Raw genomic sequence first — 20,217 nt, forward strand, 5'->3', positions numbered from 1 at the left:
TATTTGCCACATAGTTAATAAGCGGTCAGATTCCCGAATAATTTTGTAAATAAGGAAAACGATTGAAGCTTGATCCAAACCGTCGTCAATTTTTAAAAAGTGTAACAAGGACAGCAGGAGGCGTTTGTGGTGTAGGGATTATTTTAGCCTTACAACAACATCAAACTCTTGCAAGACAAGGTGTTGCATTACGTCCACCAGGGGCATTAGCAGACGATAAAGAATTTACTTCTGCTTGTGTTCGGTGTGGGCAATGTGTGCAGGCTTGTCCTTACGATATGTTGCATTTGGCATCGTTACTTTCCCCCATGGAAGCAGGAACACCTTATTTTATTGCACGAGATAAACCTTGTGAAATGTGTCCTGATATTCCTTGTGTTAAGGCATGCCCAAGTGGTGCGTTAGATCCTCATTTAACCAATATTGATGATGCAAGGATGGGGCTTTCTGTCCTACTTGATCAAGAAACTTGCTTGAATTGGCAAGGGTTAAGATGTGATGTTTGCTACCGTGTTTGTCCATTGATTGATAAAGCGATTACCCTTGAATTACAACGTAATGAACGTTCTGGAAAACATGCTAAGTTTATTCCAACTGTGCATTCAGATGCTTGTACCGGTTGTGGCAAATGTGAAGAGGCTTGCGTGTTAGAAGAAGCTGCAATTAAAGTATTACCAATGGACTTAGCAAAAGGTATGTTAGGTAAGCATTATCGTTTTGGCTGGCAAGAAAAAGAGAAAGAAGGACATTCGTTACTTGATGAATCAAATCCTGATGGCATTTTGACTTTACCAACTCGTTTACCGGAGGGATTGCAATAATGGCTAATTCCCCTAAATATGCAGGTATTGAAGCAAGAGAGAAATTAGGGTGGTGGCGAGCTTATCGATTTCTCATTTTGCGTAGACTTTGCCAATTAAGTATTATCTTAATGTTTTTGTCTGGACCAACATGGAATATTTGGATTTTAAAAGGAAATTACAGCTCAAGTATATTATTTGATCTTGTTCCATTGAGTGATCCATTGATTACTGCAGAAAGTCTAGCAACAGGTTATTTACCTGAATGGAAAACATTATTGGGGGCGGGAATTGTTGGACTAATTTATGCGTTATTAGCAAGTAAAGCCTTTTGTAGTTGGGTTTGTCCAGTCAATATTATTACTGATTGTGCAGCTTGGTTTCGTCGTAAATTAGGAATTCGTCAGTCGGCAAAATTGCCTCGTAATTTGCGCTATGGTTTATTGGTAATGATTCTCATAGGAAGTGCGATATCAGGTACTCTATTGTGGGAATGGATCAATCCTGTTGCAGCTGTTGGGCGTATTTTTGTTTTTGGAATAGGTGCAACCCTATGGCTTGTGATGGCCATTTTCTTGTTTGATTTATTAATTGTTGAGCATGGTTGGTGTGGGCATTTATGCCCAATTGGCGCAATCTATGCGGTTATTGGATCAAAAAGCATTGTGAAAGTTGGTGTGGTTGATCGTAAGTTGTGTGATCGCTGTATGGATTGCTTCCATGTTTGCCCAGAGCCCCAAGTATTACGTTTACCTTTGAACGGAAAACCAGAAGATAGCCAGTTGGTGTTATCAAAAGATTGTATTAGTTGCGGACGTTGCATTGATGTCTGTGCAGAAAATGTTTTTAGTTTTACAACGAGATTTAAAAAAGAAATTCCTATTGTAAATCAATCATAATTTTAAGTTAAAAAGCTTAGTGGAGTGAAAAATGAAAAAATATATCGCCCTATTATTAGTTGCGGTTTCAAGTGTTATCTTTGCTAGTACGGAAGTACCTTCAGACTTTGAGGATAGTATAGAAGCGGTAGCCCCTGCTTTCCATAATATGCCAAAAGATAACGAAAGAATCGGCTTAAATTATGTAAACCAACCTCCAATGGTGCCTCATAGCATCAGAGGGTATCAAGTCACAAAAAATACCAATCAATGTTTAAATTGTCACGGTATCGAAAATTATCGTGTTACTGGCGCACCTCGTATTAGCCCAACACACTTTACTGATCGTGATGGTAATGTTTCAGCTGATACCGCTCCACGCCGTTATTTTTGCTTACAATGTCATGTTCCACAAGCAGATGTTGATCCAATCATTGAAAATGAATTTGAACCAACGAAGTCATTCGGAGGTAAATAATGTTACGGTTACTCAAGCGTTTTTGGACGTGGTTTAAAAGACCAAGTCGAATGGGAATTGGTTTTCTTATTTTAATTTCAGCAATTGGTGGAATACTATTTTGGGGTGGATTTAATGTTGCTCTAGAACAAACAAATACTGAGGAGTTTTGTTCAAGCTGTCATATGAATGATGTTGTACCTGAATATCAAGCATCTGTGCATTTTTCTAACCGTAGTGGCGTTAAAGCTATTTGTTCAGATTGTCATGTTCCACACGAATTTTTACCAAAGTGGAAGCGTAAAATACAAGCCTCAACAGAGGTTCTAGCACACTTGACAGGTAAAGTGGATACTAAACAGAAATTTGAAGAACATCGCTTAGAAATGGCGAAACGAGAGTGGGAAAGAATGCAAGCTAATAATTCTCAAGAGTGTCGTAATTGTCATAATTTTGCGGATATGGATTTCACTCAACAAAAAGGGGTGGCAGCTAAAATGCATGCTATGGCAGGGCAAGAAAATAAAACTTGTATAGATTGCCATAAAGGTATTGCACATAATCTTCCACATATGGAAGGTATCCCTTCAGGCTTCCAACCTAAAAAGCAAGAAGAATAGCTAAAGTTATTGGATAAACAAGCGGTCAGATCATGCAATTGTTTTGCATAATCTGACCGCTTTATACTTAGTAGGGATAAGGGAAATTATCAACTATTAAGATCAAGTCTTTTTTGTTGAATTATTTTGCGACAATTCTCTGTAACTTGTTCAAAAGATGCATTAATATCAATAAAGATCACATCTTTTTCATCATCTTGTGGGATTTCTAATGTGTCAAATTGACTCTTGAGCATATCTGTTTTCATGAAATGTCCTTTACGTTGTTTCATGCGTTCTAAAACTAAATCAAATTCGCCGTGTAAGAAGATAAAGGTAATGTTCTTGTTACCTTTGCGAATTAAATCTCGATAGTGCTTTTTAAGTGCTGAGCAGATAATAATGCCATCTTCATTTTTTTGTTCTAAGCTAAAAGCTGCATCATTAATACGCTCTAACCATGGTAATCTGTCCGCATCATCTAGTGGTATTCCATTCCCCATTTTTACGATATTTGCTCTAGGATGAAGATCGTCACCATCAATAAGTTTAATATTTAATTGATGAGAAATAGCTGTACCAATCGTTGTTTTTCCTGTACTGGATACACCCATTAAAATAAAAATATTTCCTACTGCCATTATTATTTTCTCAATTCAACGTTATTTATAAAAAAAGAGTAAAACGCATCCTTGCACTTTACTCTTTTTTCAAACTACGGTACTTATCTAATTAAGCCGCATTTTCACCAAATTGACCTCTTTGATAGTCTCTCATCGCTTGGATGATTTCTTGTTCACTGTTCATTACGAACGGACCATATTGAACGATAGGTTCTTTTAATGGGCGACCAGTCACAAGAATCAATTTAGTATCTTGGTTTTTGTCTGCTTCAACAACAATACCATCAGAATTTGCATCATTTTTTAAGATAGCCATATTTTTGATTGGTACATTTTGACCTGCAACATTTACACTTCCTTGGTATACGAAAATAAATCCATTGTGGTTTGCAGGAATTTTATGGCTAAATGTTGCGCCTGCTGGTAAGTGAATATCTAAATAGTTAGGTTCAGTAATTTCACGAGTAACCGCGCCTTGAACGCCATTAGATTCACCTGCAATCACAGTTACTTTCGTACCATTTTCCGTTTCAAATTTAGGTAAATCTGCACTTTGGAAATCTCTATACCAAGGATCTTTCATTTTATCTTTAGCAGGTAAGTTCAACCAAAGTTGGAAACCATCCATTTCACCATCTTCTTGCTCTGGGATTTCTGAGTGAATAACACCTCTTGCAGCTGTCATCCATTGCACACCGCCATTTTGTAATAAGCCTTCGTGACCTGCACTATCTCTGTGACGCATACGACCAGTGATCATATAAGTGATCGTTTCGAATCCACGGTGTGGATGGCTTGGGAAACCAGCAATGTAATCATCAGGGTTATCACTCTTGAAGTTATCTAACATCAAATATGGATCTAAACGTTCTTGCAATTGGTGAGTTAATACACGAGTCAATTTTACACCTGCACCATCTTGAGTTTCTACACCTGCATATAAGAATTCAATTTTACGAGGTTGAGCAACAACCACATCATTTTTTACTATATTCGTCATAATCATCTCCTAAACTTGTTAGTTTACAGTAGCGAAATACACTACCTTGCTTTTAACGTTGGCAACATTATGCACCTATATGGTGATAAATAGTATATTTTCAATAGTTAATGAAGTATTCACTAGAAAGAAATAATATAATATAATTTTTAACAATTGTTAATTTTTTAAAAAGTAATACTTCGTATAGTTTGTGACATAGATTTATAACATAAGGTACAATAATACAAATTTTTTGAAGAGAATAATAAGTATGACAACAGAAACTATTGTTGCACAAGCTACGCCGATCGGACGTGGTGGAATCGGGATTTTACGTGTATCAGGTCCATTAGCGACAGAAGCGGCAAAAGCGGTATTAGGCAAAGTGCCAAAAGTGAGAATGGCGGATTATTTACCTTTTAAAGATGAAGATGGAACCGTTTTAGACCAAGGTATTGCCCTCTATTTTAAAGCCCCGAACTCGTTTACAGGGGAAGATGTGCTTGAACTACAAGGACACGGTGGGCAAGTTATTTTAGATATTCTACTCAACCGTATTTTAAAAATTAAAGGCATTCGTATTGCACGTGCAGGTGAATTTTCTGAACAAGCCTTTTTAAATGATAAATTGGATTTAGCACAAGCGGAAGCGATTGCAGACTTAATTGATGCAACTTCTGAACAAGCGGCTCGCTCTGCCTTAAAATCATTACAAGGAGAGTTTTCCCATAAGGTGAATGAATTGGTTGATTCTGTGATCTACCTACGCACCTACGTTGAAGCCTCGATCGATTTCCCTGATGAAGAAATTGATTTCCTCGCAGATGGTAAAATTGAGCGTAAATTGAATGAAATTATCGGTCAGCTTGATGGCGTAAGAAAGGAAGCGAAACAAGGCTCAATTTTGCGTGAAGGGATGAAAGTGGTAATTGCAGGTAAACCAAACGCCGGCAAATCAAGCCTACTTAATGCGTTAGCAGGGCGTGAGGCAGCAATCGTGACCGATATTGCAGGGACAACCCGTGATGTGTTGCACGAACATATTCATATTGATGGAATGCCTTTGCATATTATTGACACGGCAGGTTTGCGAGAAGCCAGTGATGAAGTGGAAAAGATCGGGATCAAACGTGCGTGGGATGAGATCGAACAAGCGGATCACGTGTTGCTGATGATCGACAGTGCAGAATCGCAAGCCGATAATTTTCAACAAGAGTGGGCAGATTTTTTAGCTCGACTTCCAAAAAATATTCCTGTAACCGTTATTCGCAATAAAGTGGATTTGACAGGTGAAACGGAAGGGCTAACAGAAATGCCAGAATTTAGTATGATTCGCTTATCGGCTCAAACAAAAGTCGGTGTGGATTTACTGCGTGATCATCTTAAAAAATCAATGGGCTACCAAAGCTCAACGGAGGGTGGATTCCTTGCTCGCCGTCGCCACCTTGTTGCACTAGATACTGCCGCTGAACATTTAGCACGAGGGCATATTCAATTAACCCAATTCCATGCCGGCGAACTTTTGGCGGAAGAATTACGCCTCGTGCAAAATGCATTAAGCGAAATCACAGGGCAATTTACCTCCGACGATCTACTTGGCAATATCTTTAGCTCGTTTTGTATTGGGAAGTAATACAAGCGGTTAGATTGTGTGATTGATTTGTAATAATTGACTAAAATATTGATAAATAGCTTGATTTACTAGATGATTTTTGAGTAATCTTTAACCTTGTTAAGCAAAGTCTTAACGTTATTTATTATATTCTATATTAGAGGGACATTTTATGTATTTCGAAATATACAAAGATGCAAGAGGCGAATTTCGCTGGAGATTAAAAGCAGCAAATCATATGATCATCGCAACAGGTGGTGAAGGTTATAAAACAAAGCAATCTTGCCAAAAAGGGATTGAATCGGTTAAGAAAGTAACCGCAGATACACCAGTTAAAGACCTTTCTATTGAACAAGCCTAATAGCGAATAAACAATAAAGTCAAGCCTAGAAATATCTTCTAGGCTTATTTTTTATCTATTCTTTATCTACATGCATTTCCGTGAGTGCAAATATTTTAAAGAAAATACAGGCAACGATTAAATTATCGTATAAGCCTTGCTTTACCCATTGAACTGCACTCTCAAAGTTTGGAGCGATAACATATTTTGCATAAGCTTCATCGATTAGAAAATATGCGTATCAGGTGTTTGCTCAACCCAATCATGTAAAATTGCTGAAGACATAATGGTTGAGGTTAGATTATTTGGATTAGGCAAATAAAATAAGGTGATACCATCAAAATCATTTCCTGCTTTTTTAGTCCCTCTACATCGAAACTAAAATATTGAAATTCTCTTATTGGGTATTTTTTGATTAATTATTTATTTTTTAAATACAAATTAATTTTTGTTGTTGAATAATATGATACAAGCGGTGAGATTGTGACATTGATTTGCAATAGTTGATGAAGAAGAGCAAAGCCTAGCAATGAGCTAGGCTTTGGATTTGATTAGTTTGTCTTAGGTTTACCATATTTCGCAATAATTTCTGGTGGTAAGCCAATGGCTTTATCGAGGTTTTTGGCTCCCGTAAAGTCAGCGGTTTCCAAAAATTTAGTATATTCTAAATCATATTCATCTTTTTCGAACTGACTCCATCTCAGATCAGAATTTTGAAAATTAGTATTTTGTAGACTAGCCATTTTTAGATTTACACCAATAAGTGTAGATTTTTTAAAGTTAGCATTATCAAGATCAGCATATTGCAATTGAGCTCCCATTAGTAAAGCCCCTTGAAGATTAGCTTTTACAAGAGTAGCTCCAACTAAATTAATGCTTTTATAATTAAAGTTTGATTGAAATAAATCTAGCACTTTTTTATCTAGTCCTTCTAAGTGAAAATCCATACCAGCTAGTACTAAATTAGGAAAAATTTCTGGATGTTCAAGTAAACATAATTCACCGTTGAGGTTTAGAGAAAGTAATACTCGGGTAATAGCTATACCAAGTGGTGACCGCGCATTATTTTGAAGTTTTGCTATTATTTGGCATAGATTACTTTCATCCTCTTGAAGATGAATTACTGATAATTTTTCTAATTCCTTTTGTTGTAAAGCTAACCAAGCCGAAGTTAATAAATTCAATGCAGGTTTTTTAAAGCTTTCACCATATTCACCACGATAAAATGGCAGTAAGTTATAAACCGCTGCAATTTGTAGCCCAACAGCACCATCTTTTTTGCTGTAAGTAGGAATAGAAAGACCTCGAGGAATATCTGTATATTCTCGTGTTATTTCTATTTCCTTTTCTTGATGAGCAGTGCTAGTGCTTGGAGTTTTTTCAATAAATTTGTCTTCAATCAGGTGAGCACCACTTACCCATTCTGCCAGTTTTTGGAATTCTTTCAGGTTAGTATCTTTACGAGCATTTTCAATTTGTTGAGTGGCATTTTGATCACGAAAGTGCCAAATAGTAAAAGCAACGGGAGAGGAAACTAGAATTGAAAAAAGTGTCCAAAATCCAGTTTTATCTGTAACTGTTTTATCTCCAATAATCTGTACAATAAAGTTCAATTGTGACAGTATTATTAGCGATAGTACTCCAGATAATAAAACTTTTAACCAATTAGGGAATTTCTTGCAATGAAAAGCAGTGCTTGAGGTTAAATCTCTCAACCAGAATTTAATACCCTTATTTTTATTAAGGATAAATGTTTTTAAAATGGATAATTCGAGCTCTATCCTATCTAGAATAGGTTTAATACAACTATTCTTTTCCATAAAAATCCTTTATACATTAAGCGGTAAGATCCTCTCTAACTTTTGCAAAAATTTGTAAAGTTCTCTTCTATTCATCTTTCTTATGATTTTAATAATTTATAATATGAATCTTACTTATAAGAGAACAACATAATAAAAAATTGGTGTAATATTATGGCTATTATCATGTGGATTATGTTTATCTCGTATAGCTTTGATAAATATTATATACTGAATAGCCTTATTATTACTTGTACTTTGTAATATTCTTATTATTTTACAATAAAAAATCTCGATTATTTTATGACTGATTACGCTTTAACATTTTCTCGAGGTATAAAAAAAATACCTAATATAATCAATTTGTTACCTGAATATAAGGGAATTAAATTGAAGTCTTTTTTATCTAAAAAAGATGATGTTACAGCAATCGTTGGATGGGGACTGAGACCATCTTCTGAAAAAGCAAGAAATTACGCTAAAAATAATAATATTCCTTATATTGCCATAGAAGATGGGTTTTTAAGATCATTGGGATTAGGTGTTGAGGGTTATCCACCTTTTTCAATAATTTGTGATGATATTGGTATTTATTATGATACAACTAAACCCTCTCGATTAGAAAAATTAATATTAGATAATACGATTGATTCTTATTTATTAAAAGAAGCAGAAAAAGCATTAATGCTTATTATTCAAAATAAATTATCCAAATATAATCAAACGTTAGATAATAATATTATAGAAAAAAAAGAAAATATATCTGCTGTACTTGTTATTGATCAGACTTATGGTGATATGGCTGTAAAATATGGTCAAGCTGATGAAAATAATTTTAATCAAATGTTAGATGCTGCAATTAAAGAGAATCCTCATTGCGAAGTTTGGGTTAAAACACATCCAGATGTGTTAAGTGGGAAGAAAAAAGGGTATTTGACGAAATTAAGTGACTATCAAAATCAAGTAAGAATTATAACGGAAGATATCAACCCTATTACATTACTTGAACAAGTTAATAAAGTTTATTGTGTCACTTCTCAAATGGGATTTGAGGGGTTAATGTTAGGCAAAGAAGTCATCACATTTGGTATTCCTTGGTATGCAGGATGGGGAAATACTGATGATAGAAATCCTAATATTGTTGATTTAAAAGAACAAAATAGACGAGAAGATAGATCTATTTTACAGATGTTTGCTGCAGCATATTTACAATATAGTCGATATCTTTCACCTTATTCAGGTCAAAAGGGATCGATTTTTGATGTTATTGAGTATCTGAGCTTAGCTAAAAGTATAAGTCAAAAATTAAGCGGTAATTTATATTGTGTAGGAATGTCTTTGTGGAAAAGAGCTGTCATTAAACCTTTTTTTAATTTTCCTAAAACTAACTTGCACTTTACTTCATCATTAAAAGCATTGCAGAAAAAAAAGGATATTCAAGACCATGCTAAATTACTTATTTGGAGTCAAGGTAGTGAAGATTTGATTAGTTTTGCAGAAAAGCAAGGCTTACCGGTCTTAAGAATGGAGGATGGATTTGTTCGTTCTGTAGGGTTAGGTTCAAATCTTGTGGTTCCAATATCCTTGGTAGTTGATGATATGGGCATTTATTTTAATGCTCAACAAGTATCTAGATTAGAAGAAATTTTGAATACAACAATATTTTCTAAGCAAGTTCTACAAATGGCTGATACGTTACGCTCCTATTTAATAGAAAAGAATATAGGGAAATATAATGTTGGAGACTCTAATTTCACACTGGATATTAATGATAAAAGAACTATATTAGTACCAGGGCAAGTAGAAGATGATGCTTCAATTCGTTTTGGTTCACCTAGTATTAAAAAGAATCTAGATTTATTGAAGATTGTAAGAAAAAGAAATCCTGATGCTTATATTATTTATAAACCCCACCCTGACGTTGTAAGTGGCAACAGAAAAGGTAAAGTAGAATATAAAGATGCTATTAATTATGCAGATACAGTAATAGAAACGGTTAATATTTTAGACTGTATCAATCAGGTAGATGAAGTACATACAATGACATCCTTAGCGGGCTTTGAAGCATTACTTAGAGGTAAAGAAGTCCATTGCTATGGGCTGCCATTTTACTCTAATTGGGGTTTAACGAAAGATACAATAAATCTACCAAGAAGAAATAGACAATTAACTTTATTGGAGCTGATTGCCGGTGTGATGATACATTATCCTTATTATGTTGATCCTAAAAATGGTCAACTAATAGGCGTACTACAGGCAATTGATATCTTACAAAAACAAAAAAGGATGTTGTTAACCAATGGCTTATACCGTAATTGGTTTGCTAAACAATATGGAAAGTTAAAACAGCTTATAAAGGTATTATAGTTAATATATGATTAGTCATAATTTAGATGAGATTGTTGAATATTCAGAACGTATTCTATTATTACAAGGACCAGTGGGTGATTTTTTTACTCAATTATCTAAATGGCTTACTGAATATAATAAACAAGTTTTTAAAATTAATTTTAATGTGGGTGATGAGTATTTTTATCCTAATAACTTAAGTAATACTTATAGTTATCATGATAAATTTGAAAATTTTAAGGATTATCTTGTTAAATTTGTTAATGATAATAAGATAGATACAATAATATGCTTTGGTGATAATCGTCCTTATCATAAAATTGCCAAATCACTGACTAAAGAACTTAATATGTTCTTTTGGGTTTTTGAAGAAGGTTATTTTCGTCCTGATTATGTGACTTTAGAAAAATTTGGAGTGAATGCTTTCTCTAAAATACCAAAAGAAAAAGCATTTTTTCAGCAATTTTATAACCTACCGCCAATTGGTGAGCCTCAAAAAGTGAAACAAGGGTTTATACCTGTTGCTAAGGTTGCGATTCAATATTATTGGAAGTGTATTAGAAATAGAGATAAATATCCTCATTATAAACACCATCGCTATTTGTCTGGTAGATATTATCTAAAACTGTGGATGCTTTCTGCAATTCGTAGAGTATATTATTACTTTAAAGACAATTGCTTTTCTAAAAAAATTCAGCGAGGAAAATTTGGTGAGTTTTTTATTGTACCTCTTCAGGTTTATGATGATAGCCAAGTAATGGTTCATTGTGACTATAATGGCGTATCAGAATTCATTAATGAAGTATTAGCCTCTTTTAGCCGATATGCACCTCATGATATGAATTTAATTATTAAACATCATCCAATGGATAGAGGATTTACTGATTATGGTACGGTAATTCAGGAAAATATTAATACATATCCTAATTTAAAGGGTCGAGTATTCTATGTGCACGATCTTCCATTACCTGTTTTGTTAAGACAAGGAAAAGGAATGGTATGTATTAATAGCACAAGTGGTTTGTCTGCATTAGTCCATAATTTACCTGTAAAAGTATTGGGAAGAGCTAATTATGATTTTGATGGATTGACTTATCAAGGCACACTAAATACATTTTGGAATAACTCACAAAGACCAGATAATGATCTTTTTTTAGCTTATAGAAATTATCACTTACATAAAACACATTTAAATGGAAATTTCTATAGTAAGGTTATCTTACGTTATCCATATAATAACGAAGTATAAATGAGAAGATTTTTTATTTTTGGTTATTGTAATATGTATATGCATCATCAATAGTATCAAATTGATGCATATATCCATTATCAAGAACCATAGCGTTATCACAATATTCTTTTACTGAAGCTGGACTATGAGATACTAAAATAATAGAGCGGTCTTTGCGCTTCTCAAATAATTCATACTTACATTTCTTTGAGAAACGCGAATCGCCTACCGCAATAACCTCATCAATCAGATAACAATCAAATTCTACAGATAGAGAGAGAGCAAAGGCTAAACGAGCTTTCATCCCCGAAGAGTATTTTTTGATCGGTTCATACAAGTAGTCTCCTAATTCAGAGAAATCTTCAGTAAAAGATTTAACATAGTCGATATCTGCATTATATAGGCGACATATAAAACGCAAATTATCCATACCTGTCAGGCTACCTTGAAATGCGCCAGAGAAGGCTAAAGGCCAAGATATACTCATACTTCTTTCAATTCTACCAGTGGTTGGTGGCTCTACGCCGCTAATTAAGCGTATTAACGTAGATTTTCCCGCACCATTACGTCCTAAAATCCCAATTTTTTCGCCTTTATTGAGTTTAAAATTAATATCGTGTAGAACTGTTTTCCAACCATTACGTGTATGATATTTTTTACTAACATTCTGTACATTAATCATCTTGGTTCAATTCCTTTACTAAAATTTCTTACCAGAATTAGCCCTACAAATAGGAGTACAATATCGCTTAGAATTAAAAAATTGACATTTTCATAGGTTATGACCGAATCTCCAAAATAACCATGACGAAACATTTCTGTTCCATTGATCATAGGAACCCATATTAGGTATTCCCTTACTTGAGGAGGTAATGAATTAACAAAGAAAAAAGCACCAGAGAGAGGCAACATCATAAAACTCATGGTACCCCAAATTTTACCAAATGGTTCAAAATAGAAGGCAATAGAGCAAATAATTAATCCTAATCCTGTAGCAAATAGAGACATCAAAAGCCAAGCTAATAACATATAAAAAATATCGTGAGGAAAGTCGATCAAGCCAGTAAGTACGAATAATGCAGAGATAATGATTTGAGCAACAGTTGCACCAGAAATTTCGAGTAAGATCCTTGCAAAAATAGTATCAAGTACGCGTACATTTCTATGGTAAAGTAAGCTAATATTTCCTGATATTGCACCAATCGTTCTACGAGAAGCGTTTCTCCACATCATTGCTATTGGATAGCCTGTAATAATGAAGGCAATGATATTTAAAGTGGAAAATTTATCAACTCTGAGAAATGACCAAACCATAGATACGATTAGCGTTAGCATGAGTGGTTCAACAAACAACCACAAAAAACCAATATTATTACGTCCATATCTTGTAATAATTTCTCTCATCAATAATGCACCAATAACTCTTATTTGAATAACTAGTGACTGACGAAAGCTAGTTTGATCTCCGTACTGCATTAATTTTTATGCTCTCTAATACTTGCTATCAATAGACTAAAAATACCATACAGCATCAAGCCTATAATTAATGTTGCGATAATATTGTAGATTCTGTATGGCTCTAATGCTAAATCAGGTCTGCTTGGTTTATCTATAACCTCAAGATACAACTGCTGGCGGTCAGCTTCACTTCTTGCATTTTGTAATGATGTCATTGCCGCAGTGAGTTGCTGTTGAGCTAATGTATTATTTAATATTAAATGTTGATATTCAGCAGTTTGAGTGGTAATAGAGTTATTTCCACCAGATAATGAATTTACCTGCTGATCAATTTCTTTCAGTAGATTTTCCTCATGAGTTTTTAATGTATTCAGTTGAGGATTTTTAGGAGAAAGATCTCTAAGTTGCACAATTTGACCCTGAATACCAATTAATTCACTTTTTAATCTAGATATTAGGGCTAATTGGATTTCAGATTGTGCAGATAAATCAAAGATATTATGCTCAATTCGATATTTACTTAAAGCAAGCGCAGATTCATTTACTCGTTTTTCTGCATCTTGGACAGCGATCTCTGCAAAATTTATTGTATCTTTCCGAGCTCGAGTGTTTAAGAGGTTAATTAATTTTTCACCTTGACTTAATAATTCACTATTGATTTGTTGTGCTTCCGTAGCATCAAATGCACGAATATTTAATGAAACAATACCCGATGTTGAATCAAAGTTTACAGCGACATGTTTTATGAAATATTGGTAAAATGCCTCATTTTCACCATTGAACCCAAAGGCATTAAATCGGCTTAACAAGTCACCCTTTTCTTCATAAAAGCTTCTGACCGCTATTTTTTCTTTTAGTGTTTCTAAAGCATTACGAGAACGCATATATTCCTGAAGTGTGTAAGTATCATCTTGTGAGCGAGAAAATCCCACACTTTGCAATATGGCACCCATACCACTTAGAGATGATTGATTACTAGGCGATCTAACGATAAAAGTAGACTCTGAGATATAAACATCTGAAGCAAATAAACTAAAGTAAATAGTGGAAAAAGTGGTTGGAATAACCACCATTATCCAAAATAAGATATTAAACTTTTTCCACCCAAAAGATTTTTTATTTGACATGTTAGAATCCTATAATCCATTTGCTGAGTTAATTGTACTAGTAACTGGAGATGAGATCGAAAAAATTAAACTAATAAATTTTTGGAATTCAGCTAACGGTGCATTAGACACATAAACAACATCTTTATCTTTTATTGGAAAATGTTGAAGCACAAATAATGAGGTTGGTTGAAGTAAATTTACATTATAGACTGTAGGAACGTTCATCCCATTTGTATATCCACGATTACGCCATATGCTTTGATCTAATTTACTCAAGTTATTAAAAGGAATATAGCGGAAAACAAACACACTTCTTGGATCAGATCTTCTATCTACTAGACCACCCAATTGTCCAATTGCTTCAGCCAAACTTAGACCTTTAGTTGAAAATCTGACAACTTTATTAGTTCCTAAAGCACCCAATCCAGTAAAACTTAGAGGGCTGTTTAGTAAACTAATCACATCTCCTGGGTATAATGGGATATTCTGCAATGGATCACTGAGTAATTTTTCAAATGCAACTGATTTGACTTGGGAACCTCTCATAACCTGTACTGTGACATCTTGTAAGTCTGCTTGAACACCTCCAACAGATGCAACAGCATCTAGAACTCGTTCTCCATATGGAGTCAGTGGCATTCTAATGCTATTTCCTTCACGTATTACCGATACATTTGCTGAATTATTTTTGATAACCCTAACAACAACTTGTGGTTCATTGGCTAGAGTGCTTAAACGATTTGTTAACTCATTTTGAATTGTTTCTGGTGTTTTCCCTTTAACATACAGATCTCCCACAAAAGGAATAGTTATTCTGCCTTTTTGATTGACCATTTGTTCTGGTAATTTTGTTAACTCTGAGCTACCACCTGAGTTAGCTGAAAGAGTGCTCCCAAAGAGAATGGCAGGAGGCGCTTCCCAAATTGAAATATCAAGTACATCCCCGACATTTACTGTTCCAGTATATGGTGCGGTTCTACTCAGCTCTGTTAGACTTTGTTCTGATTTTTCTTGAAAGAGTTTTTGGGCTGTTGGTAAATCCAAATTAATCAGATCAACTTCAGGCGTATTTTGAGTTTCACCTATTTTAAGAACCTCGCTATAACTAGGACCACTTGTTGGTAAGGTAGAGCAAGATATTAAAACGCTAGTAGAAAGAAGTAAAAGTATAGATTTCTTCATCATAATCAAGTATCGAAAGGTTTGTTTATGTTTTAAACCCTATATTAATATATAGGATGCATATAATATAATTCTATTCTACATCAAAAAATGACACCTTGTATATATTACTAATTAAGTTTAGAATTACTCCATTATATTTTGGAGTGATAATTTTTTTATTTTTATTTAGAGGTGAGGGAGACTTTTTAGAATGAAACGTATAGCAATTATTCCTGCAAGAGAGGGGTCTAGAGGGATAAAGGATAAAAATTTACGATCAGTTAGTGGCATATCTCTTGTAGGTAGAGCCGTAATAGCAGCAAAAGAATCAGGTTGTTTTGATGAAATTATTGTCACTTCTGATGGTAAAAAAATATTAGAAGAAGCTGAAAACTTTGGGGCAACCCCTTTATTACGCCCTGTTGAGTTGTCTCAGAGTGACACCAAAACCATAGATGCTGTAGTTCATTGTATTACTACCCTGAATATTAAGGATGGGATCTCTACGTTACTTCAACCAACTAGTCCTCTACGTACCAGTTCAGATATAGTGTCTGCTATGGATTTATATAATGAAGGTCTATTTAAATCTGTCATTTCTGCTTGTGAATGTGAGCACCATCCGTATAAATCATTTTCTATAGATGGCAATCGTATTGTTCCTGTTAATCAATTAAATGATTTTGAAAAACCTCGTCAGGAATTGCCAAAAATGTTTCGTGCGAATGGAGCAATTTATATTAATGACATTAAAAGTTTATTAGATATAGGAAGCTTTTTCATTCCAGACGTCAAATTTTATCTGATGTCATCACATCGCTCAATAGATATTGATAATGAGTTAGATTTACAGTTGGCTGAGCAACTTGTAAAAGGGAATGAGTAAGTTTTAATAATGAGCATTAATCAATTATGAAGAAGAAAGGTTTATTTAATAAAATAAAGTCATATTGGGTTAACCCTGTTAATTCTATTCAAAATAGTCCATTTTTCACAGTCCAATATTTAGAAGATTTTAAAAAAACAAAAAATTTATTTGTTATATCTCATCTAGGGCAGTTAGCTCAGGTTGAGGCTTTAATTAAGGAAGAGAATTTCTTAAATTGTGTTTTGGTTATTTTGTATACGGTTAGAAATAGATCTATGCCCGAACTGATTGCCAAAAAAGTTAATAAAGCATTATTTAATCGAATTACATTTCTTCAACTACCTTCATTTCCAAATAAAATACATATAAAGAGTTTATTTAGAATAATGAACTCATATCGTAGTATGTTATCCTCAATAAGACCACATAGATTGTTTGTTTTAAGTTTCGAAAAGCATTATTGTTTACTTATTAAGAAAGCTAGAGAAATGAAAATTGAAGTAAATCTAATAGAAGAGGGGACAGCAACTTACAAATACAGTAGTAGAGAAGAAGCTAATTTAATGATTAAAGATTCATTAACAAAGTTAGATAGAAGATCTGCATTTTTTATTAGACATTTACCTATGTTATCTTGCCTCAGACCAGTGTTAAGAGTTAATTATATTTTTGATAAGGTATATTCATCATTTCCTGATATGTTAGAAAATACTTTTAAATTTAAAGAAAGTAAGGAATTTTTTATATATAAAGATATATCAGGAGATAAATTTACAAGGAGTATTCAGTCTCATTATAATATGACGAATGAAGATATTTTATTTTTAAATCAAAGATATCCATTTCCTCAAGATTCCTATGCTAATATTCTTATCTTTATATTAATGAACTATATTAATAAATATGGTGGTAAGGTTTTTATAAAATTGCATCCTAAAGATCCTGAATCACTTAAAATTGCTTTAGTATCTGAAGTTGAGAAAGCGGGGCTATCTAATAATATAATAATTATTGATGAATATGGTTTTTTAGTTGAAAGATTGATTTTTGTATCAAAACCTAAAAAGATAGTGTCATTAACATCAACAACTTTAATTTATGGTAAAAAGATTTTACCAGATACTGAATCTATAACAATTTATCCTCTAGTAAGAGATATGTTATTTAATGATAAAAAAGAAACTTTAGCACAGTACTTTTTAGAAGCTGATGAACATTTTTCTATACTGAGAAAATTTAAAAATATCAGTGCTATTGGTAGTATAGTCGATATATAAGACAATATGATATTGTATGAAAAAAATACTAATTATTGTAACATATGATTCTTTTTTAAAGGCTGGTATTAATATTGCTAGTCGATTAAAAGGCTTTAGCATTGATGTGGCAATTCAAAATGTTAAGAAAAATCAATTATCTCTTCGCCAATTAAATGAGTCGAAAATAGCTAATTTTAATATTGTTGAACTGAATTTCTCTACTTTAGATCAATATAATATAGTAATGCTATCAATGGGCAATAGTTCATTTAGGAAATTTATTGTTCAATATTATGATTTTTTTTCTAATACCGATTTGCATAGACCCCTTCTTATTTCTATTTTTCCTGGTGTAATATTTGGACAAGTTGACAGCATTATTTCTAGAATAAATTCAGATATTGTAATAGCAAATAATCAAGCTGATGTAGAGCTAATCGAAAAAATGGCTAGAACATATAATAATAATTTGAAAGTGTTAAATTATGGTATAGTTAATATTAACCAAAATTTTTTGAGAGAAAGAAATAGAAATAAAGAAGAAAATATTGTATTCATTGATCAGGTTAGAATACCTAATTTATATCATGAAAGAGAGTATGTTGTAGATAATTTAATTGAATTGGCAAAAAGTAATCCTGAAAAAAATATAATCATAAAAACAAGAGTTAATGCAAAAGAAATAACTGTTCATATTGATAAATATCCATATTTTGATATTTTAAAACATAAAGTTGTACCGAGTAATTTGTATATATCTTCCGAATCTATAGACAGTCTTTACCATAAGATGGATTTCTGTATTTCGTTTTCATCTACGGTAATCTTTGAAGCGTTATATTATGGTATTCCTTGCGGTGTTATTAAAGATTTAGGAATTAGAGAGGATTTTTCTAATAAATATTTTTTAGATAGCGGATTATTAATGAGTTTTTCTGAGATAAAAGCAGGAATAAGAAGAAAAGTTGATATAAATTGGTTTGATAATTATGTTGTTTTTGATCATGATAGAGATAAGGTGCTTCAAGAATTGATTGATTCTTCTTTGAAGAATAAACAGAATGAAAATATGTCAATATCCTCAGAACCTTTGTTTTGTGGTGCATTTAGAGATGAATATAATAAAGAATTAAAAGTTAGTAAGAAAAAATCGGATAATATGATTTTTAAATTCTTTTCTAAGATTGGTATGGTTTTTTTTAATAAATTTAAATTTTAAAAATGGTGGGTGTTATGGTTAATAATATTAATACTGTAGAAGATTTTGTTAGAGATCTTTTTAATAAAGGAAATTATAAAGAAATTATAAGATTGAGCAGAATAATAGATATTAACTATATTTTAGATAAAGATGTTGTGAGAATGATGGCTGTCTCTGCATATAAACTAAATGTTTTTTCATTATGCATTGATTTGTCTAAAAAATATTTATATTTAAAAAATGATGATCATTATATACATGAGATACTAGCAAAATCATACTTGGAACAAAATGAAATAGAAAAAGCTTTTTCTTCTTATAAAGATGCCATTGATTTAAATAATGAATTAATATTAGCTAAATTTATGTATCTTTTGTTGAAATATAGAATATATTCTTTTCTTTCATTAGATGAAATTATTCAAATAGAAAAAATAGCTTTAGCTAATAAAGATCTTAATAAGATAAGATTAGTTTCTTATATACAATACTCTTTAGGATATTTTGAGCAAGCAAGAGTTAATTTAGAAAGTATACTTGGTAAAAATTATATAGCTATTGATTATTTGACATTATTTGATATTGTAAAGACACAGGGCTGTAATAGTAAATATTTTCCCTTAAATAAAATAGATAATGAAGTATTATTTAGTAGTAATTTTGAGCCAAAAAATCATAAAAATTTATTTATTACCCTATCTCCAAATAATAGTTTTACCCTTAGAAAGCATGATATATCATATTGTGACAAATTAAATCTAGTAGATAAAACAGCTTCTTATTATATTTTGTCTATAAAATCCATAGCAAGTTATATTAGAAGTTTAGTAAGCAAATATAACTATTCAAAAGTTTTTCTAGTAGGTAGTTCTAAAGGTGCTGTGGGTGTGATTTTGTTAATTGATTTATTGCAAAAGTATTGTCCTAATGTTCAAATTAAGGCTGTTGCATGTTCACCTCAAATCTCTCTTTACCCACTTAATAAAAATTTAATAATTCCTAGTTATAGAAAATTTTCTGAATATATTTCATGTAATAAATTTTTGCTTCGTGAATTTATGTCTCTTAATTTTATTAATGAAATTAAAATTAAAAAAAATAATAGATTGACTGTATTTTATGGTCAAAAATTTAGAATGGATGCTTTTGAAGCAGATAGAATAAATGCTCAGGAAAATTTAGATATTATTCCTTTAAATTTTTCAGGTCATGGCTCTTTAATTCCATTAACAATCCCAGAAGGAAAAACTAAATCTGACTTATATAAGAAATATAAAGATCTAGCTAGTGATGATGATTTAGCTGAGGTAGATGGTAGTAGAGAATCAACAACGGATATTGTTGATGAAATTTATAATATTTATTTAGATCCTAATATGAGATTAAATAAATTCCTAGAGTCTTAGTTAATATTACGATAATTTTTACTAAGCGTCATTATGTAAGTAGCGGTAAGATCTAAATTCTGCAAATTATCAGTAAGATCTT

At 32.5% G+C, this 20,217-nt stretch carries 19 protein-coding genes; 12 read left to right on the forward strand and 7 right to left on the reverse strand.

Annotated features, from left to right (window positions below):
* The first annotated feature begins 62 nt into the window (after nucleotides 1–62).
* Genes napG through A6A10_RS01070 form a run of 4 tightly spaced genes read left to right on the forward strand, consistent with a single transcriptional unit; the run spans nucleotide 63 to nucleotide 2,755 of the window.
* Nucleotides 63–821: a ferredoxin-type protein NapG gene (gene napG, locus A6A10_RS01055; RefSeq protein ID WP_121123182.1), complete on the forward strand. Its 759-nt coding sequence runs from the start codon at nucleotides 63–65 to the stop codon at nucleotides 819–821.
* The gene (gene napH, locus A6A10_RS01060) at nucleotides 821–1,699 is read left to right on the forward strand and encodes a quinol dehydrogenase ferredoxin subunit NapH (protein WP_121123184.1); all 879 of its coding nucleotides are present in this window, start codon (nucleotides 821–823) and stop codon (nucleotides 1,697–1,699) included. Before napG ends, napH begins: the two co-directional genes overlap by 1 nt.
* A 31-nt stretch (nucleotides 1,700–1,730) precedes the next feature.
* Nucleotides 1,731–2,156 carry a nitrate reductase cytochrome c-type subunit gene (locus tag A6A10_RS01065; RefSeq protein WP_121123186.1) on the forward strand — a complete coding sequence of 142 codons (426 nt, stop codon included), beginning with the start codon at nucleotides 1,731–1,733 and terminating at the stop codon, nucleotides 2,154–2,156.
* A complete protein-coding gene (locus tag A6A10_RS01070) occupies nucleotides 2,156–2,755 on the forward strand; it encodes a cytochrome c3 family protein (protein WP_121123188.1) in 600 nt (199 codons plus the stop codon). Before A6A10_RS01065 ends, A6A10_RS01070 begins: the two co-directional genes overlap by 1 nt.
* Nucleotides 2,756–2,844: 89 nt before the next feature.
* Here the strand turns inward: A6A10_RS01070 and A6A10_RS01075 are convergent, their stop codons facing one another.
* Complete coding sequence (locus A6A10_RS01075) at nucleotides 2,845–3,375, reverse strand: gluconokinase (RefSeq protein ID WP_121123190.1); 531 nt, start codon at nucleotides 3,373–3,375, stop codon at nucleotides 2,845–2,847.
* A 91-nt stretch (nucleotides 3,376–3,466) separates the two neighbouring features.
* Complete coding sequence (locus A6A10_RS01080) at nucleotides 3,467–4,357, reverse strand: pirin family protein (protein WP_121123192.1); 891 nt, start codon at nucleotides 4,355–4,357, stop codon at nucleotides 3,467–3,469.
* A 253-nt stretch (nucleotides 4,358–4,610) separates the two neighbouring features.
* Between A6A10_RS01080 and mnmE the strand changes: the two genes are divergently transcribed.
* Both mnmE and A6A10_RS01090 read left to right on the forward strand, forming a co-directional pair.
* Complete coding sequence (gene mnmE / locus A6A10_RS01085) at nucleotides 4,611–5,972, forward strand: tRNA uridine-5-carboxymethylaminomethyl(34) synthesis GTPase MnmE (protein ID WP_121123194.1); 1,362 nt, start codon at nucleotides 4,611–4,613, stop codon at nucleotides 5,970–5,972.
* A 151-nt stretch (nucleotides 5,973–6,123) separates the two neighbouring features.
* Complete coding sequence (locus A6A10_RS01090; protein WP_121123196.1) at nucleotides 6,124–6,312, forward strand: YegP family protein; 189 nt, start codon at nucleotides 6,124–6,126, stop codon at nucleotides 6,310–6,312.
* A 530-nt stretch (nucleotides 6,313–6,842) separates the two neighbouring features.
* Here the strand turns inward: A6A10_RS01090 and A6A10_RS01095 are convergent.
* Nucleotides 6,843–8,111: a pentapeptide repeat-containing protein gene (locus A6A10_RS01095; protein WP_121123198.1), complete on the reverse strand. Its 1,269-nt coding sequence runs from the start codon at nucleotides 8,109–8,111 to the stop codon at nucleotides 6,843–6,845.
* A 282-nt stretch (nucleotides 8,112–8,393) separates the two neighbouring features.
* Here A6A10_RS01095 and A6A10_RS01100 point away from each other — a divergent pair, with 282 nt between their 5' ends.
* Both A6A10_RS01100 and A6A10_RS01105 read left to right on the forward strand, forming a co-directional pair.
* The gene (locus tag A6A10_RS01100; RefSeq protein ID WP_121123200.1) at nucleotides 8,394–10,457 is read left to right on the forward strand and encodes a capsular polysaccharide biosynthesis protein; all 2,064 of its coding nucleotides are present in this window, start codon (nucleotides 8,394–8,396) and stop codon (nucleotides 10,455–10,457) included.
* A gap of 7 nt (nucleotides 10,458–10,464) precedes the next feature.
* Nucleotides 10,465–11,688, forward strand: coding sequence for a capsule biosynthesis protein (locus tag A6A10_RS01105; RefSeq protein WP_121123202.1), 1,224 nt, complete (start codon nucleotides 10,465–10,467; stop codon nucleotides 11,686–11,688).
* Nucleotides 11,689–11,701: 13 nt separating this feature from the next.
* Here the strand turns inward: A6A10_RS01105 and A6A10_RS01110 are convergent, their stop codons facing one another.
* The 4 genes from A6A10_RS01110 to A6A10_RS01125 are packed head-to-tail and all read right to left on the reverse strand — an operon-like array spanning nucleotide 11,702 to nucleotide 15,422.
* Nucleotides 11,702–12,352 carry an ABC transporter ATP-binding protein gene (locus A6A10_RS01110; RefSeq protein WP_121123204.1) on the reverse strand — a complete coding sequence of 217 codons (651 nt, stop codon included), beginning with the start codon at nucleotides 12,350–12,352 and terminating at the stop codon, nucleotides 11,702–11,704.
* On the reverse strand, nucleotides 12,349–13,146 hold the full coding sequence (locus A6A10_RS01115) for an ABC transporter permease (protein WP_121123206.1): 798 nt from the start codon (nucleotides 13,144–13,146) through the stop codon (nucleotides 12,349–12,351). Before A6A10_RS01115 ends, A6A10_RS01110 begins: the two co-directional genes overlap by 4 nt.
* Entirely contained in the window at nucleotides 13,146–14,255 is a 1,110-nt protein-coding gene (locus A6A10_RS01120; protein ID WP_121123208.1) for a capsule biosynthesis protein, read from the reverse strand. The genes A6A10_RS01115 and A6A10_RS01120 overlap by 1 nt, the downstream gene beginning before the upstream one ends.
* 9 nt (nucleotides 14,256–14,264) lie before the next feature.
* Nucleotides 14,265–15,422 carry a polysaccharide biosynthesis/export family protein gene (locus tag A6A10_RS01125; RefSeq protein WP_121123210.1) on the reverse strand — a complete coding sequence of 386 codons (1,158 nt, stop codon included), beginning with the start codon at nucleotides 15,420–15,422 and terminating at the stop codon, nucleotides 14,265–14,267.
* A 190-nt stretch (nucleotides 15,423–15,612) separates the two neighbouring features.
* Between A6A10_RS01125 and A6A10_RS01130 the strand changes: the two genes are divergently transcribed.
* The 4 genes from A6A10_RS01130 to A6A10_RS09595 are packed head-to-tail and all read left to right on the forward strand — an operon-like array spanning nucleotide 15,613 to nucleotide 20,135.
* Nucleotides 15,613–16,287, forward strand: a complete 675-nt coding sequence (locus tag A6A10_RS01130; RefSeq protein ID WP_121123212.1) for an acylneuraminate cytidylyltransferase family protein — start codon at nucleotides 15,613–15,615, stop codon at nucleotides 16,285–16,287.
* Nucleotides 16,288–16,313: 26 nt separating this feature from the next.
* Entirely contained in the window at nucleotides 16,314–17,546 is a 1,233-nt protein-coding gene (locus tag A6A10_RS01135; protein ID WP_121123214.1) for an alpha-2,8-polysialyltransferase family protein, read from the forward strand.
* Nucleotides 17,547–17,562: 16 nt separating this feature from the next.
* Nucleotides 17,563–18,747: a DUF6716 putative glycosyltransferase gene (locus A6A10_RS01140; protein ID WP_121123216.1), complete on the forward strand. Its 1,185-nt coding sequence runs from the start codon at nucleotides 17,563–17,565 to the stop codon at nucleotides 18,745–18,747.
* Nucleotides 18,748–18,761: 14 nt separating this feature from the next.
* Nucleotides 18,762–20,135 (forward strand): tetratricopeptide repeat protein, encoded by a 1,374-nt coding sequence (locus A6A10_RS09595; RefSeq protein ID WP_211327980.1) that lies wholly within the window; start codon nucleotides 18,762–18,764, stop codon nucleotides 20,133–20,135.
* The last annotated feature ends 82 nt before the right edge of the window (nucleotides 20,136–20,217 follow it).

Origin of the sequence: Otariodibacter oris (genome assembly GCF_009684715.1) — a bacterium.
GTDB lineage: Bacteria > Pseudomonadota > Gammaproteobacteria > Enterobacterales > Pasteurellaceae > Otariodibacter > Otariodibacter oris.

Bases quoted from the DNA above. Each gene is read 5' to 3' on its own strand.
- napH (WP_121123184.1), top strand. From the start codon at position 821: ATGGCTAATTCCCCTAAATATGCAGGTATTGAAGCAAGAGAGAAATTA.
- A6A10_RS01065 (WP_121123186.1), top strand. From the start codon at position 1,731: ATGAAAAAATATATCGCCCTATTATTAGTTGCGGTTTCAAGTGTTATC.
- A6A10_RS01070 (WP_121123188.1), top strand. From the start codon at position 2,156: ATGTTACGGTTACTCAAGCGTTTTTGGACGTGGTTTAAAAGACCAAGT.
- A6A10_RS01075 (WP_121123190.1), bottom strand. From the start codon at position 3,375: ATGGCAGTAGGAAATATTTTTATTTTAATGGGTGTATCCAGTACAGGA.
- A6A10_RS01080 (WP_121123192.1), bottom strand. From the start codon at position 4,357: ATGACGAATATAGTAAAAAATGATGTGGTTGTTGCTCAACCTCGTAAA.
- mnmE (WP_121123194.1), top strand. From the start codon at position 4,611: ATGACAACAGAAACTATTGTTGCACAAGCTACGCCGATCGGACGTGGT.
- A6A10_RS01090 (WP_121123196.1), top strand. From the start codon at position 6,124: ATGTATTTCGAAATATACAAAGATGCAAGAGGCGAATTTCGCTGGAGA.
- A6A10_RS01095 (WP_121123198.1), bottom strand. From the start codon at position 8,111: ATGGAAAAGAATAGTTGTATTAAACCTATTCTAGATAGGATAGAGCTC.
- A6A10_RS01100 (WP_121123200.1), top strand. From the start codon at position 8,394: ATGACTGATTACGCTTTAACATTTTCTCGAGGTATAAAAAAAATACCT.
- A6A10_RS01105 (WP_121123202.1), top strand. From the start codon at position 10,465: ATGATTAGTCATAATTTAGATGAGATTGTTGAATATTCAGAACGTATT.
- A6A10_RS01110 (WP_121123204.1), bottom strand. From the start codon at position 12,352: ATGATTAATGTACAGAATGTTAGTAAAAAATATCATACACGTAATGGT.
- A6A10_RS01115 (WP_121123206.1), bottom strand. From the start codon at position 13,146: ATGCAGTACGGAGATCAAACTAGCTTTCGTCAGTCACTAGTTATTCAA.
- A6A10_RS01120 (WP_121123208.1), bottom strand. From the start codon at position 14,255: ATGTCAAATAAAAAATCTTTTGGGTGGAAAAAGTTTAATATCTTATTT.
- A6A10_RS01125 (WP_121123210.1), bottom strand. From the start codon at position 15,422: ATGATGAAGAAATCTATACTTTTACTTCTTTCTACTAGCGTTTTAATA.
- A6A10_RS01130 (WP_121123212.1), top strand. From the start codon at position 15,613: ATGAAACGTATAGCAATTATTCCTGCAAGAGAGGGGTCTAGAGGGATA.
- A6A10_RS01135 (WP_121123214.1), top strand. From the start codon at position 16,314: ATGAAGAAGAAAGGTTTATTTAATAAAATAAAGTCATATTGGGTTAAC.
- A6A10_RS01140 (WP_121123216.1), top strand. From the start codon at position 17,563: ATGAAAAAAATACTAATTATTGTAACATATGATTCTTTTTTAAAGGCT.
- A6A10_RS09595 (WP_211327980.1), top strand. From the start codon at position 18,762: ATGGTTAATAATATTAATACTGTAGAAGATTTTGTTAGAGATCTTTTT.